Origin of the sequence: Georgenia alba (genome assembly GCF_042665525.1) — a bacterium.
Taxonomy (GTDB): Bacteria; Actinomycetota; Actinomycetes; order Actinomycetales; family Actinomycetaceae; genus Allobogoriella; species Allobogoriella alba.
The window spans coordinates 103,062-116,492 of record NZ_JBHTCQ010000004.1 but is presented as its reverse complement, the minus strand read 5'-3'; the positions used below and the strand labels follow the sequence as shown (position 1 = coordinate 116,492).

Annotated in this window: 15 protein-coding genes and 1 riboswitch; of the genes, 8 read left to right on the top strand and 7 right to left on the bottom strand. The window is 73.0% G+C overall.

Annotated features, from left to right (window positions below; translation table 11 throughout):
* Positions 1-3: 3 nt before the first annotated feature.
* From ACFQQL_RS16555 to ACFQQL_RS16530, 6 genes are read right to left on the bottom strand one after another with little or no spacing between them, the layout of a single operon-like run.
* Entirely contained in the window at positions 4-798 is a 795-nt protein-coding gene (locus ACFQQL_RS16555; RefSeq protein ID WP_382396267.1) for an IclR family transcriptional regulator domain-containing protein, read from the bottom strand.
* 10 nt (positions 799-808) lie between these two features.
* Entirely contained in the window at positions 809-1,969 is a 1,161-nt protein-coding gene (locus tag ACFQQL_RS16550) for a 4-hydroxybenzoate 3-monooxygenase (protein ID WP_382396266.1), read from the bottom strand.
* Positions 1,966-2,841 carry an ABC transporter ATP-binding protein gene (locus tag ACFQQL_RS16545; RefSeq protein WP_382396265.1) on the bottom strand — a complete coding sequence of 292 codons (876 nt, stop codon included), beginning with the start codon at positions 2,839-2,841 and terminating at the stop codon, positions 1,966-1,968. The genes ACFQQL_RS16550 and ACFQQL_RS16545 overlap by 4 nt, the downstream gene beginning before the upstream one ends.
* A complete protein-coding gene (locus tag ACFQQL_RS16540) occupies positions 2,838-3,668 on the bottom strand; it encodes an ABC transporter permease (protein ID WP_382396264.1) in 831 nt (276 codons plus the stop codon). The genes ACFQQL_RS16545 and ACFQQL_RS16540 overlap by 4 nt, the downstream gene beginning before the upstream one ends.
* Positions 3,665-4,495, bottom strand: a complete 831-nt coding sequence (locus tag ACFQQL_RS16535; RefSeq protein WP_382396263.1) for an ABC transporter permease — start codon at positions 4,493-4,495, stop codon at positions 3,665-3,667. The genes ACFQQL_RS16540 and ACFQQL_RS16535 overlap by 4 nt, the downstream gene beginning before the upstream one ends.
* Positions 4,492-5,469 carry an ABC transporter substrate-binding protein gene (locus ACFQQL_RS16530; protein WP_382396262.1) on the bottom strand — a complete coding sequence of 326 codons (978 nt, stop codon included), beginning with the start codon at positions 5,467-5,469 and terminating at the stop codon, positions 4,492-4,494. Before ACFQQL_RS16530 ends, ACFQQL_RS16535 begins: the two co-directional genes overlap by 4 nt.
* A 353-nt stretch (positions 5,470-5,822) precedes the next feature.
* Here ACFQQL_RS16530 and pcaH point away from each other — a divergent pair, with 353 nt between their 5' ends.
* From pcaH to ACFQQL_RS16490, 8 genes are all read left to right on the top strand, one after another.
* On the top strand, positions 5,823-6,608 hold the full coding sequence (pcaH, locus tag ACFQQL_RS16525; protein WP_382396261.1) for a protocatechuate 3,4-dioxygenase subunit beta: 786 nt from the start codon (positions 5,823-5,825) through the stop codon (positions 6,606-6,608).
* Positions 6,601-7,221, top strand: a complete 621-nt coding sequence (gene pcaG / locus ACFQQL_RS16520) for a protocatechuate 3,4-dioxygenase subunit alpha (RefSeq protein WP_382396260.1) — start codon at positions 6,601-6,603, stop codon at positions 7,219-7,221. The genes pcaH and pcaG overlap by 8 nt, the downstream gene beginning before the upstream one ends.
* A 3-nt stretch (positions 7,222-7,224) precedes the next feature.
* Positions 7,225-8,562 carry a lyase family protein gene (locus ACFQQL_RS16515; protein WP_382396259.1) on the top strand — a complete coding sequence of 446 codons (1,338 nt, stop codon included), beginning with the start codon at positions 7,225-7,227 and terminating at the stop codon, positions 8,560-8,562.
* 65 nt (positions 8,563-8,627) lie between these two features.
* A riboswitch (FMN riboswitch) is annotated at positions 8,628-8,756 on the top strand.
* 81 nt (positions 8,757-8,837) lie between these two features.
* Positions 8,838-9,590: an ABC transporter permease gene (locus ACFQQL_RS16510; protein WP_382396258.1), complete on the top strand. Its 753-nt coding sequence runs from the start codon at positions 8,838-8,840 to the stop codon at positions 9,588-9,590.
* Between the two features lie 9 nt (positions 9,591-9,599).
* The gene (locus ACFQQL_RS16505; protein WP_382396257.1) at positions 9,600-10,655 is read left to right on the top strand and encodes an ABC transporter substrate-binding protein; all 1,056 of its coding nucleotides are present in this window, start codon (positions 9,600-9,602) and stop codon (positions 10,653-10,655) included.
* Between the two features lie 10 nt (positions 10,656-10,665).
* A complete protein-coding gene (locus ACFQQL_RS16500; protein ID WP_382396256.1) occupies positions 10,666-10,929 on the top strand; it encodes a phosphoribosyl-ATP diphosphatase in 264 nt (87 codons plus the stop codon).
* A 26-nt stretch (positions 10,930-10,955) separates the two neighbouring features.
* Positions 10,956-11,798: an ATP phosphoribosyltransferase gene (gene hisG / locus ACFQQL_RS16495; RefSeq protein WP_382396255.1), complete on the top strand. Its 843-nt coding sequence runs from the start codon at positions 10,956-10,958 to the stop codon at positions 11,796-11,798.
* A gap of 1 nt (position 11,799) precedes the next feature.
* Positions 11,800-12,249 (top strand): PH domain-containing protein, encoded by a 450-nt coding sequence (locus tag ACFQQL_RS16490; RefSeq protein WP_382396254.1) that lies wholly within the window; start codon positions 11,800-11,802, stop codon positions 12,247-12,249.
* Positions 12,250-12,258: 9 nt separating this feature from the next.
* On the opposite strand, the gene ACFQQL_RS16485 is transcribed toward ACFQQL_RS16490, so the two are convergent.
* Positions 12,259-13,422: a DUF3866 family protein gene (locus tag ACFQQL_RS16485; RefSeq protein WP_382396253.1), complete on the bottom strand. Its 1,164-nt coding sequence runs from the start codon at positions 13,420-13,422 to the stop codon at positions 12,259-12,261.
* Positions 13,423-13,431 lie beyond the last annotated feature (9 nt).

Below are 13,431 nucleotides of genomic sequence, written 5' to 3'. Positions count from 1 at the left end.
CGGTCAACGGCTCGCGGCGAGGTCGTCGGTGATCGCCGTGGCCGCCTCGCGCAGGTGGGGGAGGACGTCGTCGACCATGGTGGTCACCGAGCCCCGGCGCGCAGCCGTCGAGACGTTCACGGCGGCCACCACCGCGCCGGTCCGGTCCCGGACCGGCGCCGCCATGGATCGCAGGCCCTCCTCGAGCTCCTCGTCGACGATCGACCAGCCCTGCTCCCGGACCCGCTCGAGCTCGGCGAGCAGGTGGGACCGCTCGGTGATCGTGTACCGGGTGAGCGGCGCCAGATCGCCGAGATGGTCCTCCAGCTCCGCCTCGGGCAGGCCCGCCAGCAGCACCCGGCCCATCGAGGTGGCGTAGGCCGGCAGCCGTGTGCCCACCCCGAGGTCCACGCTCATGATCCGCTGCGCGGCCACGCGGGCCACGTAAGTGATGTCCGTGCCGTCGAGCACGGACGCGGACGCGGACTCCCCGAGGACGGCGGCGAGCCGTTCCAGGTGCGGTCGGGCGATGTCGGGCAGCCCGAGCGCGGAGAGGTAGGCGTAGCCGAGCTCCAGCACGCGCGGCCGCAGCGTGAAGAGCCGACCGTCGGCGTCGACGTACCCGATGTCCACCAGCGTGTGCAGGAACCGGCGCGCGGCCGCTCGGGTCAGGCCGGTCCGCCGCGCCACGTCGCTCAGGGTCAGCCGCGGGTGCTCGGCGTCGAACGCCCGGATCACCGCCAGCCCGCGCTCGAGCGACTGCACGTACCCCGCCGACCGGCCGGCCGCCGCCGCGGTGCTGCTGCTCGCCTCCGTCATCGTTCCCCCCTCAACCCACGTACGCCTCGGCCAGCGCGGTCGAGTGCGCCTGCGAGGTGACCACGCTGCGCAGCTGCGCGGTCTGCACCCGCCGGTCGAACGCGTCGCCCTCGAAGCGGTGGAGCATCGTCGTCATCCACCAGGAGAAGTACTCGGCGCGCCACACGTCCCGCAGGGCCCGCTCGGAGTAGGTCCGCAGCCCGGACTCCTCGCCGTCGCGCAGCTGGGCCGCCAGGGCCGGTGCGAGCAGCGAGACGTCCCGGATGGCCAGGTTCATGCCCTTCGCGCCGGTCGGCGGCACGATGTGCGCCGCGTCGCCGGCGAGGAAGAGCCGGCCGCGCTGCATCGGTTCGCCCACGTAGCTGTGCAGCGGCGCCAGGGACCGCTCGAAGATCTCGCCACGAGTGGGTTCCCACGGCTCGCCGCCGAGGCTGAAGCGCACCGCGAGCTCCTCCCAGATGCGGTCGTCCGGCCAGTCCTCCAACCGGTCGGAAGCGGGCACCTGCAGGTAGAGCCGGGACACCTCGTTCGAGCGCATCGAGTACAGCGCGAACCCGCGCTCGTGGTTGGCGTAGACGAGCTCGGTGATCCGCGGCGCCGCGTGCGCGAGGATGCCGAGCCACGCGAACGGGTACTCCTTCTCGACCGGCGCCGCGCCGAGGGCGACCCGCCCTGCGCCGTGCGCGCCGTCGCAGCCGACCACGAAGTCCGCCACGATGCGCTGCCCGACGCCGCCCACCTCGTAGGTGACGGACGGCTCGGGGCCGTCGACGTCGTGGACCTGGGCCGGTCCGCACGCGAACCGCACGTCTCCGCCGTCGGCGAGGCGACGCTCTGTGAGGTCGCGCACCACCTTCTGCTGCCCGTAGACGGTGATGTGCCGGCCGGTGAGGTCGGCCATCGGGATGCGGTGGCCCTCGCCGTCGAACCGGAGCTCGATGCCGTCGTGCGGCAGCCCCTCCCGGTCCAGCCCGTCGCCGACCCCCGCCTCCCGCAGGATCTCCGCCGCTCCGTGCTCGACGACGCCGGCGCGCACCCGCGCCTGCACGTACTCCTGGTCACGCGCCTCGACCACGACGGAGCGGACCCCGGCGAGGTGCAGCAGGTGGGAGAGCAGCAGTCCCGCCGGGCCCGCGCCGAGGATGGCGACCTGGACCCGTTCGGTGGTCATGAGTCCCGGCCGGCCCTGTGTGCCACGGCCGTCGCGTCGGCGTCCGGCCGCTCGCCCTTCTTGGCCTTCTGCACCAGCTCGTACACATGCTTGCGGTGGCGCGCGAACTCCGGGTCCGAGCGGGTTGTGAGCTGGTCACGCTCGTCGGGCAGGTTGATCTGGACGTCCTCCATGATCACCGTCGGCCGGTGGGACAGGACGACCACCCGCTGCCCGAGGTAGACGGACTCGTCGATGTCGTGGGTGACGAACAGCAGCGTCAGCCCGAGGCGCTTCCACAGGTCCCGCACCAGGTCCTCGAGGTCGGCCCGTGTCTGCGCGTCGACGGCGGCGAACGGCTCGTCCATGAGCAGGATGTGCGGCTCGTACGCCACCGCCCGGGCGATGGCGACGCGCTGCTGCATGCCGCCGGAGAGCTGCCACGGGTAGGAGTCCGGGACGTCGCCGAGTCCGACGGCGTCGATGGCCTCCTGGACCTTGGGTCCGCGCTCGGACTTCGACAGGCCCTTCTCCTTGAGCGGCAGCTCGACGTTCTGCGCCACCGTCAGCCAGGGGAAGAGGGACCGGGCGTACTCCTGGAAGACCATCGCCATGCCCTTGGGTGGGCCGGTGACCTGCTGCCCCTCGAGCGTCACGGTGCCGCCCGACGGCGGGAGCAGGCCGGACAGGCACCGCAGCAGCGTGGTCTTGCCCGCGCCGGAGGGGCCGACGATGCAGACCATCTCACCGGCCCGCACGGAGAAGGTGAGGTCGCGGATCGCCTCCACGTCGCCCTGGGCCGAGTGGTACGTCTTGTTCAGCCCGGCGACCTCGAGCATCTCCGCGCCGGGTGCCGGGCGGCCCGAGGGCTGGGTCGTGGCGGTGGTGGTCATCGGTTGCCTCCTCGTTGGGACTGGCGCAGCCCGTGGTACCAGGCGAGGACCGGTCGCTCGACGGCCCGGAAGATGAGCGAGAGCACGACGCCCACGAGACCGAGCAGGATGATGCCGGTCCACATCTGCGGGATCGCGAACGAGCGCTGGAACTGCACGATGGTGAAGCCGAGGCCGTTGCTGGCGGCGAACATCTCCGAGATCACCATGAGGATGATCCCGACGGAGAGCGCCTGCCGGGCCCCGGTGACGATCTGCGGGGACGCGCCACGCAGGATCAGGGTGCGCAGCACGGTGATCCTGCGGAGCCGGTACACCGAGGAGGTGTCCCGCAGGACCTCGTCGATCGCCCGGACGCCCTCGATGGTGTTCAGCAGGATCGGCCACAGGCAGCCGGTGGCGATGACGAAGATCTTCATCGGGGTGTAGATCCCGAGGAACAGCATGAGGATCGGGATCATCACCGGCGGCGGGATCGCCCGGAAGAACTCCAGGGGCGGCTCGCAGAACGCCCGCAGCCTGGGGGAGAGGCCGATCGCCACGCCGAGCGCGATGCCGACGACGAGCGCCGCCGCGTACCCGACGAGCAGCCGGTACACCGACGGCAGCACGTCCGCCGTGAGCCGCCCCTCGAACCACGTGGACGGGAAGGCCTCGACGATCGTCTGCAGCGGCGGTGCGTAGTAGTTCTCGCTGCCGGCGGACAGGAACCACCAGGCGAGCAGGAGGACCACGGGCAGCCCCAGCACCGTCAGGACGCGGCGCACCAGCGAGCCGCGGCGGGCACGCCGGACCGCGCCGACTGTGGTCGCGGCGGTCGAGCTCATGAGGCTGTCTCCCGTCTGACGGAGGGATGCCACCGCAGGATGCGGCGCTCCAGGGCGCGGGTCGCGAGATTCACGACGACGCCGAGCAGGCCGATCACGATGACGAGCGCGTACATGGAGGCCACGGCGCCCGAGGACTGGGCGACACCGAGGATGTTGCCCAGCCCCGGGGTGCTGATGAGGAGCTCACCGGTCACGGTGAGGATCAGCGCCACGGTCGCGGCCAGGCGGAATCCGGTGACCACGTAGGGAAGGGCGGTGGGCCAGATGACGGTCCGCGCCTGGGTCCAGGTCGAGAACCGGTAGGTCCGCGCGGTGTCCCGCGCCACCGGGTCGACGTCCTGCACGCCGTAGAGGACCTGGATGAGCACCTGCCAGAAGGAGGCGTACACGACGAGCAGGAGCGTGCCCTCCCGGTCGGTGCCGAACAGGAGCACGGCGACCGGGATGAGCGCCACCGACGGGATCGGACGGAGGAACTCGATGGTCGACGCCGTCGCCTCGCGCAGCAGCGTGATCGAGCCGATGAGGATGCCCAGGACGATCCCGGCGACCATCGCGATGGTCAGCCCGATCGCCCACGTGGTGATCGTGTCCCACAGCGCGAGCCAGAACTCGGACGTGCCGAGGCGCTCCACGAGCGCGACGCAGATCTCGCTGAACGGCGGCATGAACCGTGGGTCCACGACTTCCGCCCGCGGGAGGATCTCGATGGCCAGGACCAGGCAGACGACTCCGGCGAGCCCGAGCACGGCGCGCTGGGTGCCGCCCGAGCCGCTGCGACGACTGCGCCGGACTGAGGTCGGGGCTGCGACGGCGGCACTCACGGCAGCAACGCCTCCACGTCGACCTCCTGCTCGACGAGCCCGTACTCGATGGCGAGGTCCGCCATCTGCTGCACGGAGTCGGCGTTGATCTCGGCCGGGAACTGCGGCATGGTCATCGTCTCCGTGACCGCCGGGTCGATCTCGGTGTAGCTGGACAGGATGGCTCGGGCCTCCTCCGGGTTGTCCTGCGCGTAGGCGAGGGATTCCTCCATCGCGGCCGTGAACTGCTCCACGACCTCGGGGTTCTCTTCGGCGTACTGGCCGGTGGTGAAGTAGGCGGCGACCATCATGTCGGGGTCGACCTCGGCGAAGTTGTGCATCACCACCTGGGCGCCGTCTCCCTTGGCGATGCTGAAGAACGGCTCCAGGACCCAGATGGCGTCCACCTGGCCGGAGGACAGCGCGGCCGGCATGTCCGGGAAGGCCATCTCGACGAACTCCACGGCGTCCGGGTCCCCGCCGTCCTGCGCGACGACCTCGCTGATCGTCACGTCGCCGATGTTGTTCAGCGTGTTCACGGCGACCGTGCGGCCCTCGAGGTCGGCCGGGGCGGAGATGCCGGAGTCCGGGGAGGTCAGGACGCCGCCGATGTCCGCGTCCGGGTCGCCGCTGGTCGAGTTCCCCGACGCCACGATCTGCAGCGGCAGACCCTGCGAGGAGGCGACGAGGAGCGATGGCACGTTGGAGAAGCCGAACTGGTAGTCGCCGCTGACGACCGCCGGGACGACGGCGGCACCGCCCTGGGCGAGCTGGAGGTCGACCTCCAGCCCGTGGTCGGCGAAGATGCCCTGATCCACGCCGAGGTGGATCGCCGCGGTGTCGACGATGGGCAGCGAACCGACCCGCACCGGGGTGAGCTCACCGCCGCCGTCGGGACTCTCGCCGCCCTCGGATCCGCCCGAGGTCTCACCGCCGGAGCACGCGGCGACCAGAGCCAGCGAGGTGAGTGACGCGAGGATCATTCGTCGTCGCATCAGGAACTCCTTCGTTCGTGTCCCGGAGGGTGGGACGTGGTGCCGTCCCGGACGGCGGGACGCGCTGCGTGGTACGTGACTCGTTCGCGAGGGACGGACCCGGCTTTCGGTCGGGTGACAACTGCGTGCACCGTTCTGAACGGTCGTTCGCATCGAGAACATAGGCGAGCGCATGAGTGACGTCAAGCACACGCCACACCGGCGTGGGAGTGGCTTGACGCACGGGTACGCGCGGGCCATTCTCGGTCGGGAACGAGTGTGCCCATTGCGAACTGGCGGGCCTCCGCTCACCGGTGAGCCGGCAGGCGGTCGGGCATGGGTGGCACGAGGACGTGACGGAGGAACGAGAAGTCATGAACCCGCTGGACGACCTCTACCTGCCCGGGGCGATCACCCGCGGCGGCGTGGCGCTGCCGCACTACCCCGTGCCGGAGGGCGTCCACCCTCCGCTGGACAGCCCCGGCTACAAGTCGACCGCGCTGCGCCACCCCGACGAGGCGCTCGTCGCCATGCCGCAGCGGCTCACCGAGCTCACCGGCCCGGCACTCGGCGAGGACCGCGTCCGGGACGGGGACAACGACCTCACCACGAACCACGGCGGCTCCGGCGAGCCCGTCGGCCAGCGGATCATCGTCTACGGCCGTGTCCTGGAGGAGGACGGACGGCCGGTGCCGAACACGCTCGTCGAGGTGTGGCAGGCCAACGCGGCCGGTCGTTACGCCCACCAGTGGGACAACTGGCCGGCCCCGCTGGACCCGAACTTCACCGGCGTCGGGCGGATGATGACCGACGCCGAGGGCCGCTACCGGTTCACCACCATCAAGCCGGGTGCCTACCCGTGGCGGAACCACCCCAATGCCTGGCGGCCCGCCCACATCCACTTCTCGCTCTTCGGCCGGGCGTTCACCCAGCGGCTCGTCACCCAGATGTACTTCCCGGACGACCCGCTGTTCTTCCAGGACCCGATCTACAACTCCGTCCGGGACGAGAAGGCCCGGGAGCGGATGGTCTCGCGGTTCGACTACGACCAGACGCAGGACCACTGGGCGCTGGCCTTCGAGTTCGACATCGTGCTGCGCGGCCCCCAGGCGAGCGTGTTCGAGGAGCACGAGAACGGAGTGGACGAGGACGATGAGTGAGCAGCTGGCCGCAAACGGACGCCTCGGCCTGACCCCGTCCCAGACCGTCGGACCCTTCCTGGCCATCGGCCTCGAATGGGGGGATTCCGGCCGGCTCGCGGTGCCCGAGGGCACGCCCGGCGCGTTCTGGATCCGGGGGCAGGTGCTCGACGGCGAGGGGGAGCCGCTGCCGGACGCGCTCGTGGAGATCTGGCAGGCGGACCCCGAGGGGCGTTTCGACCACCCGGACGACCCGCGCGGAGCACGGCCCGCCGCCGTACCGGGCTTCACCGGCTTCGCGCGTTCGAGCACCTGGAACGACACGAGCACCTGGAGCGTGCACACCCTGCGGCCGGGACCGCTGCCGGCTCGTGACGTCGAGGACCCGGACGGGCCGCTCGAGGCCCCGCACATCGACGTCAGCGTGCTGGCCCGAGGCATGCTGGACCGTGTGGTCACCCGCATCTACTTCCCGGACGAGCCGCTCAACGACACCGACCCGGTGCTCTCCTCGGTGCCGGAGGAGCGCCGGCACACCCTGCTCGCACAGAAGGACGCGGCCGGCGGCTCTGAAGCCTGGAGATTCGACATCACCCTCCAGGGGGCGGGGGAGACCGTCTTCTTCGAGGTCTGAGCCGTGACCCTGCTGCGCGCCGTCTCCGGTGTCTCCGCGATCGACGAGCTGCTCTCCGACGAGGCGCTGGTCGCGTCCATGGTGACCGTGGAGACCGCCCTGGTCCACGCTGCGGAGCGGGCCGGCGTTGTGCCCGCGGGCGTTGCGGACCAGGTGGACCGCGCCGTCGCGGGTCACGACGTGGACCCCGAGGCGCTGGCCGGCGCCTCGCTCTCGGCGGGCAACCCCGTCGTGCCGCTCGTGAAGGAGCTGCTGGGTCTCGTGCCGGCCGAGGCCCGCCCCTGGGTGCACCACGGCGCCACCAGCCAGGACGTCCTGGACACCGCGCTCATGCTGCGGGCGGCGGAGGTCAGCGACCTCGCCGCCGACCGGCTGGGCGTGGCGCGGGACGCCGCGGCGGCCCTCGCCCGACGGCACCGGGCCGACCCGCAGATCGGGCGCACCCTTGGCCAGCACGCCGTGCCGACCACGTTCGGCGTCGTGGCCGCCGGCTGGGCCGTCGGTCTCGACGCCGCGCGGCGGGAGCTGCGGCGTGCCCGGGCCGCCCTGGCCGTCCAGCTCGGCGGGGCGGCCGGGACGCTCGGGGTGTACGGCGGCGCCGGACCCGACGTCGTGACGGCCCTCGCCGACGAGCTCGGGCTCGTCGTGCCCGCCGTCCCGTGGCACACCGACCGCACCCGCGTCCGGTGCCTCGCCGCTGCGCTCGGGAGCGTCACCGTCGCCGCGGGGAAGGTCGCCACGGACGTGGTCGGGCTCTCCGCGAGCGAGGTCGGCGAGGTGGCCGAGGGCGGCGGCGCGGGCCACGGCGGCTCCTCGGCCATGCCGCACAAGCGCAACCCCGTGAGGTCGGTGCTGGTCCGCGGCGCCGCGATCCGGGCGCCGGGGCTCGCCGCCACGGTGCTGGCCGCCGGCCTCCAGGAGCACCAGCGCGCGGTCGGGGCGTGGCACGCGGAGTGGGAGCCGCTCCTCGAGCTGCTCTCCCTCGCCGGAGGCGCGGCCGACCGGATCGCCGACGTCCTCGCCGGGCTGTCGGTCGACACCGCCCGCATGGCGGCGACCCTCGAGGCGGCCCGGCCCGCGGTCATGGCCGAGCAGCTGACCACCGTCCTCAAGCCGCAGCTCGGCCGGGCGGAGGCGCAGCGGCTCGTCGGGGACGCGGTGACCGCCGGAGACGACGACGCGGTCGTGGCGCGGGTGCTGCGCGGCACGGGCGGCACGGGCGGCACGGGCGGGGAGGACGAGCTGCGCGCGGCGCTCGACCCACGTTCCAGCCTCGAGGCGTGCGGCGCGATCGTCGACGCCGCGCTGGCGGAGATCGCCCGCCCGGACACCGAGGCGTGAGACGTCCCGCACACCGGTCCGCCCGGTGACGCGTGGACGGCTATCATCGGCCGTGCAAAGCCAAGCACGTGCTCCGGGGTCGGTGAGAGTCCGAACCGGCGGTGACAGTCCGCGAGCCTGATCCTTTGAGGTGACGGTTGACCTGGTGGAACTCCAGGACCGACGGTGAAAGTCCGGATGGGAGGAAGCACGAGGCGCGTCCGCGCGCCGCTGCGGGCGCCGCGCACACGCGGCGGCTCCGTCCGACCCCGGTCCACGACCGGGAGGACAGGACGTTGAGCACCACGACCACCGCACGCAGCCGGGCGGTCCCGCCGCTGCTGCTCGGCCTCGTCGTGCTCGCGTGCTGGGAGGCCGCCTGCCGGTCCGGCCTGGTGGACCCGTTCTTCCTGCCGGCACCCTCCGCCGTCGCGGTCCGGTTCGTCGAGGACCTCGGCGCCGGCCTCGTCGGCTACACGGTGCCCACCCTCGTGGAGGCCGTCCTCGGCTGCCTGGCCGGTGCTGCGGTCGCTCTGCCGCTGGGGTACCTCATCGTCCGCAGCCCACGGTCCGCGGCCGCGGTGGAGCCGTACCTCGCCGCGTCCCAGTCCGTGCCGGCCGTGGCGGTCGCGCCGCTGCTGATGCTCTGGCTCGGCTACGGCCTGGCCCCGATCGTCGTGCTGTGCGCCCTCCTGGTGTTCTTCCCGATCGTGCTGACCACCGTGCTGGGACTGCGGTCCCTCGACCAGGACGTGCGGGACGCGGCCCGGTTGGACGGCGCGGGCGCGTGGCAGCTGCTCCGGCACGTCGAGGCGCCGCTGGCCCTGCCGGCCATCCTCACCGGCGTCCGCAACGGCTTCACGCTGTCCGTCACCGGCGCCGTCGTGGGGGAGTTCGTCATGGGCGGCCGCGGGCTCGGGGTGCTCGTCGCCTCTCGCGCCGACGCCGCCGACACCCCCGGCCTGTTCGTCGCACTCGCCGTGCTCGCCGGCCTCGCCATGTCCGTCTACGGCCTGCTCGGCGCCCTCGAGCAGCGCCTGCGTCCCTGAGGAGGCACCATGACCCGTACCCGTGCCGGCGTCCTCGCCGCGACCGCCGCCCTCACCCTCGCCGCCTGCTCCGCACCCGCGGGCGGGCCGGGGGAGACCGGGCGGGAGGAGGGGCCGGGCGGCACCGCCGCCCCGGCCGGACCCGACGGCGGCCCGGGCCTGACGATCGGGCTGACCTACACCCCGGACATCCAGTTCGCGCCGTTCTACGTCGCCGCCGAGCAGGGCTACTACGAGGAGGCCGGGGTCGACGTCACCCTCCGGCACCACGGCAGCAACGAGGGCCTGTTCACCGCCGTCGAGTCGGGGCGTGAGGACGTCGTCGTCGCCGGTGGGGACGAGATGCTGCAGGCCCGTAGCGAGGGGGTGCCGCTGCTCGACGTCGCCACGCTCTACCAGGAGTACCCGGTCGTCGGGATCGTCCCCGCGGACAGCGACATCAGGACCGCCGAGGACCTGCGCGGTCGCTCGGTCGGCATCCCCGGGCCGTTCGGCGAGACCTACTTCGGCCTGCTCGCGATGCTGGAGGAGGCCGGCCTCACCGAGGACGACGTGCAGGTCCAGCACATCGGCTTCACCCAGCAGGCCGCCCTCACCGCCGGGCACGTCGACGCCGTCATGGGGTACGTCAACAACGACGCCGTCCGGTTCGAGACCGCCGGCACGCCGGTGCGGACCATCCCGGTCGCCGAGGAGGACGTGCCGCTCGTCGGGATCGGCCTCGGGGTCCTGGACGACCTGGCCGAGGAGGACCCCGCCGCGGTCGCCGCCGTCGTGGAGGCGACCCTGCGGGGCGTCGAGGACGTCGCAGCCGACCCGGAGCGCGCGATCGAGCTCAGCACGCCCTACGTGCCCGACCTCGCACGCGAGGATGCCCGGGCGGCCGCCCGAGCCACCCTGGAGGCGACCGTCCCGCTCTACGGGGACACCGACGCGCTCGGTACCCAGGACGCCGAGACGTGGCAGGCGATGGCCGACCTCATGGCGGCCCGCGACCTCCTCGCCCGGCCGGTGCCCGCCGAGGAGGCGTGGACGGATCAGTACCTGCCCGGCGCCAGCAACTAGGCTGGCGGACGTGAAGTCGTTCGAGGAGCTCTTCACCGAGCTCCAGCACAAGGCCGCCACCCGGCCCGAGGGGTCCGGCACCGTCGCAGAGCTCGACGCCGGGATCCACGCCATCGGCAAGAAGGTGGTCGAGGAGGCCGCCGAGGTGTGGATGGCCGCCGAGCACCAGTCCGACGAGGCCGCCGCGGAGGAGATCTCCCAGCTGCTGTACCACGTGCAGGTCATGATGATCGCCCGCGGCCTCAGCCTCCAGGACGTCTACCGTCACCTCTGAGAAACCCCGGATCGCAGGAGCCGACCGTGCTGCGTATCGCCGTGCCCAACAAGGGCTCGCTGTCCGACCCCGCCGCCGACATGCTCGGCGAGGCGGGCTACCGCCGACGCCGCGGACGGGAGCTCGTGCTCGCCGACCCGGACAACGACGTCGAGTTCTTCTTCCTGCGTCCCCGGGACATCGCCGTGTACGTCGGGTCCGGCACCGTCGACGTCGGCATCACCGGCCGCGACCTGCTGCTGGACTCCGGGGTCGAGGCGATCGAGCACCGGGCACTGGGGTTCGCCCGCTCGACCTTCCGGTTCGCCGCACCCGCCGGTGAGATCACCCGGGTGGAGCAGATCGCCGGCAAGCGCGTCGCGACCAGCTACGACGTCCTCGTCGACGCCTTCCTGCGCCGGCGGGGCATCGAGGCCGAGGTGGTCCACCTCGACGGCGCCGTCGAGTCGGCCGTCCGGCTGGGCATCGCCGACGTCGTCGCCGACGTGGTCGAGACCGGCGGGACCCTGCGGGCCGCCGGGCTGGAGACCTTCGGGGACCCCCTCCTGGAGTCCGAGGCGGTCCTCATCCGCTCGAGAGACGCCGCCACCAACAACGGCCTGGCGGTCCTGGACCGGCGGCTGCAGGGCGTGCTCGTGGCACGCGAGTACGTCCTCGTGGACTACGACGTGCCGGCCGACAAGCTCGAGGCCGCCGTCCGGGTCACCCCGGGCTTCGAGTCCCCGACCGTCTCACCGCTGCACAACGGCGAGTCGTTCGCGGTGCGCTCGATGGTGCGCCGGTCCGTGACGAACCAGGTCATGGACGAGCTGTACGAGGTGGGGGCGCGGGCCATCCTGGTGACCTCCATCCACGCGTGCCGGATCTGACGTGGCGGCAGAAGGTGACCTCGACGGGGACTTCCGGCCCAGGGCGGCGCGGGTCGTCGCGCTGGTCCTCGCCGTCCTGACGGTCGCCGGCACGCTGACGATCGTCATCGGCATGCCCCGCATGGTCGGTGACGACTTCGGACCCGCGGACCAGATCGGCACCCTGCTGCTCGCCGGCGGCATCTGCTGGTTCCTCTACCGGCAGGCCGCGGTGCGGGCCCGTCCGAGTGAGGGCGGGTTGCGCGTCCGGAACCTCATCCGCACGCGCGACGTCGAGTGGGCCGAGATCGTCTCCGTGAACTTCGGCGCCGGAGATCCGTGGGTGTACCTGGACCTGTCCGACGGCGAGACGCTCGCCGTCATGGCCGTGCAGAGCGCCGACGGCGAACGCGGCCGGGCGGAGGCCCGGCGGCTGGCGACGCTGGTCGCCCTGCACGAGCCGCGCGAGTAGGGCCGTTCCTCAGCCGGCGAGCCGGGCGGCGTGCCGCCCGGCGGCGGCCACCGCGAGGAACGCCGCCGGGTCCTCCTCCAGCGGCCGCCCCATGGTCGACAGGGGCACCGGGCTCGTACGTAGCGCCTCGGTCAGGCCGGCCGTCGAGAGGTGCACCAGCCGGTGCAGGCCCGCCGGCGCGCCCAGCGGCTCGGCCTCGTCGTGGACCCGGGCGCCCAGCCCGGGTGGGACGGCGGCCTCGAGGTCCGTCCCGCCGTCGAACCGCGGGACGACCACGTCGGCCGCGGCGAGCGCGACCCGCCCGTACGCGGTCAGCGAGTGGTGGCTGACCCCGCGATGCCGCTCCCGGGGGTCGACGCCGGAGACGCGCAACGACGCCACGGGCCGGCCGTCGAGGGCGGCGGCCGCGTTGACCGCCTCACCGCAGCTCGTCCCCGAGAACCCCCAGCGGGTGCCCGTGCCGAGGTTGCCCGGGCCCTGCGCGACGACGGTCACGTCCGCACCGAGCACGAGGCGTGATGCCAGCAGGCCGGTGTGGACGTTGACCGCCTCCAGGTCCCCTCCGAACGCCTGCCCCACCGTGACCGACCCGGCCAGCCAGCCGGCGTCCCGAAGACCGGCCAGGGTGCGGGAGAACCACGCGGGCAGCGCGCCGCCGTCGGTCATGACGTACACGACCCGCAGGTCCGGGTCCTCCGCCCGCACCCCGGCGAGCACCGCGGGCAGGGCGGAGTGCAGGTCGGCCACGACCACCGGCATGCCGTCCACGCTGTCCGCCTCGCGGAGCTGCTCGTGATGGTCGGAGGACTGCTCGTCCACACCGCGCACCATCGTCTGCAGCGGCGTGTAGCGGGCCTTGACCAGGTGCCCGGGCCCTGGGGTCGGGTCCGCGGGCAGGCGGTCCGGCAGCGCCACGACCATCGCGTAGCCGCCGGTGCCCAGTCCGCGGGCGAGCGGCGCCGCCGAGAGCAGCACCCGGTCCCCGACCCGGGGCTCGCCCACGAGCGGCGCGTACGCCAGCGCCTTCACGGTGGACCCGGCCGGGAGAGGTCCGTCCGGCCCGCCGGTGTCCGGGTCGGTGCCGGGGGCCGCGGTGATCTCCACGTCGAGGGGGAAGGAGGCTCCCCAGGGCGCTCCGAGCGCCACCACCACACCGTCACGCCACATCATCACGCCCGTCAC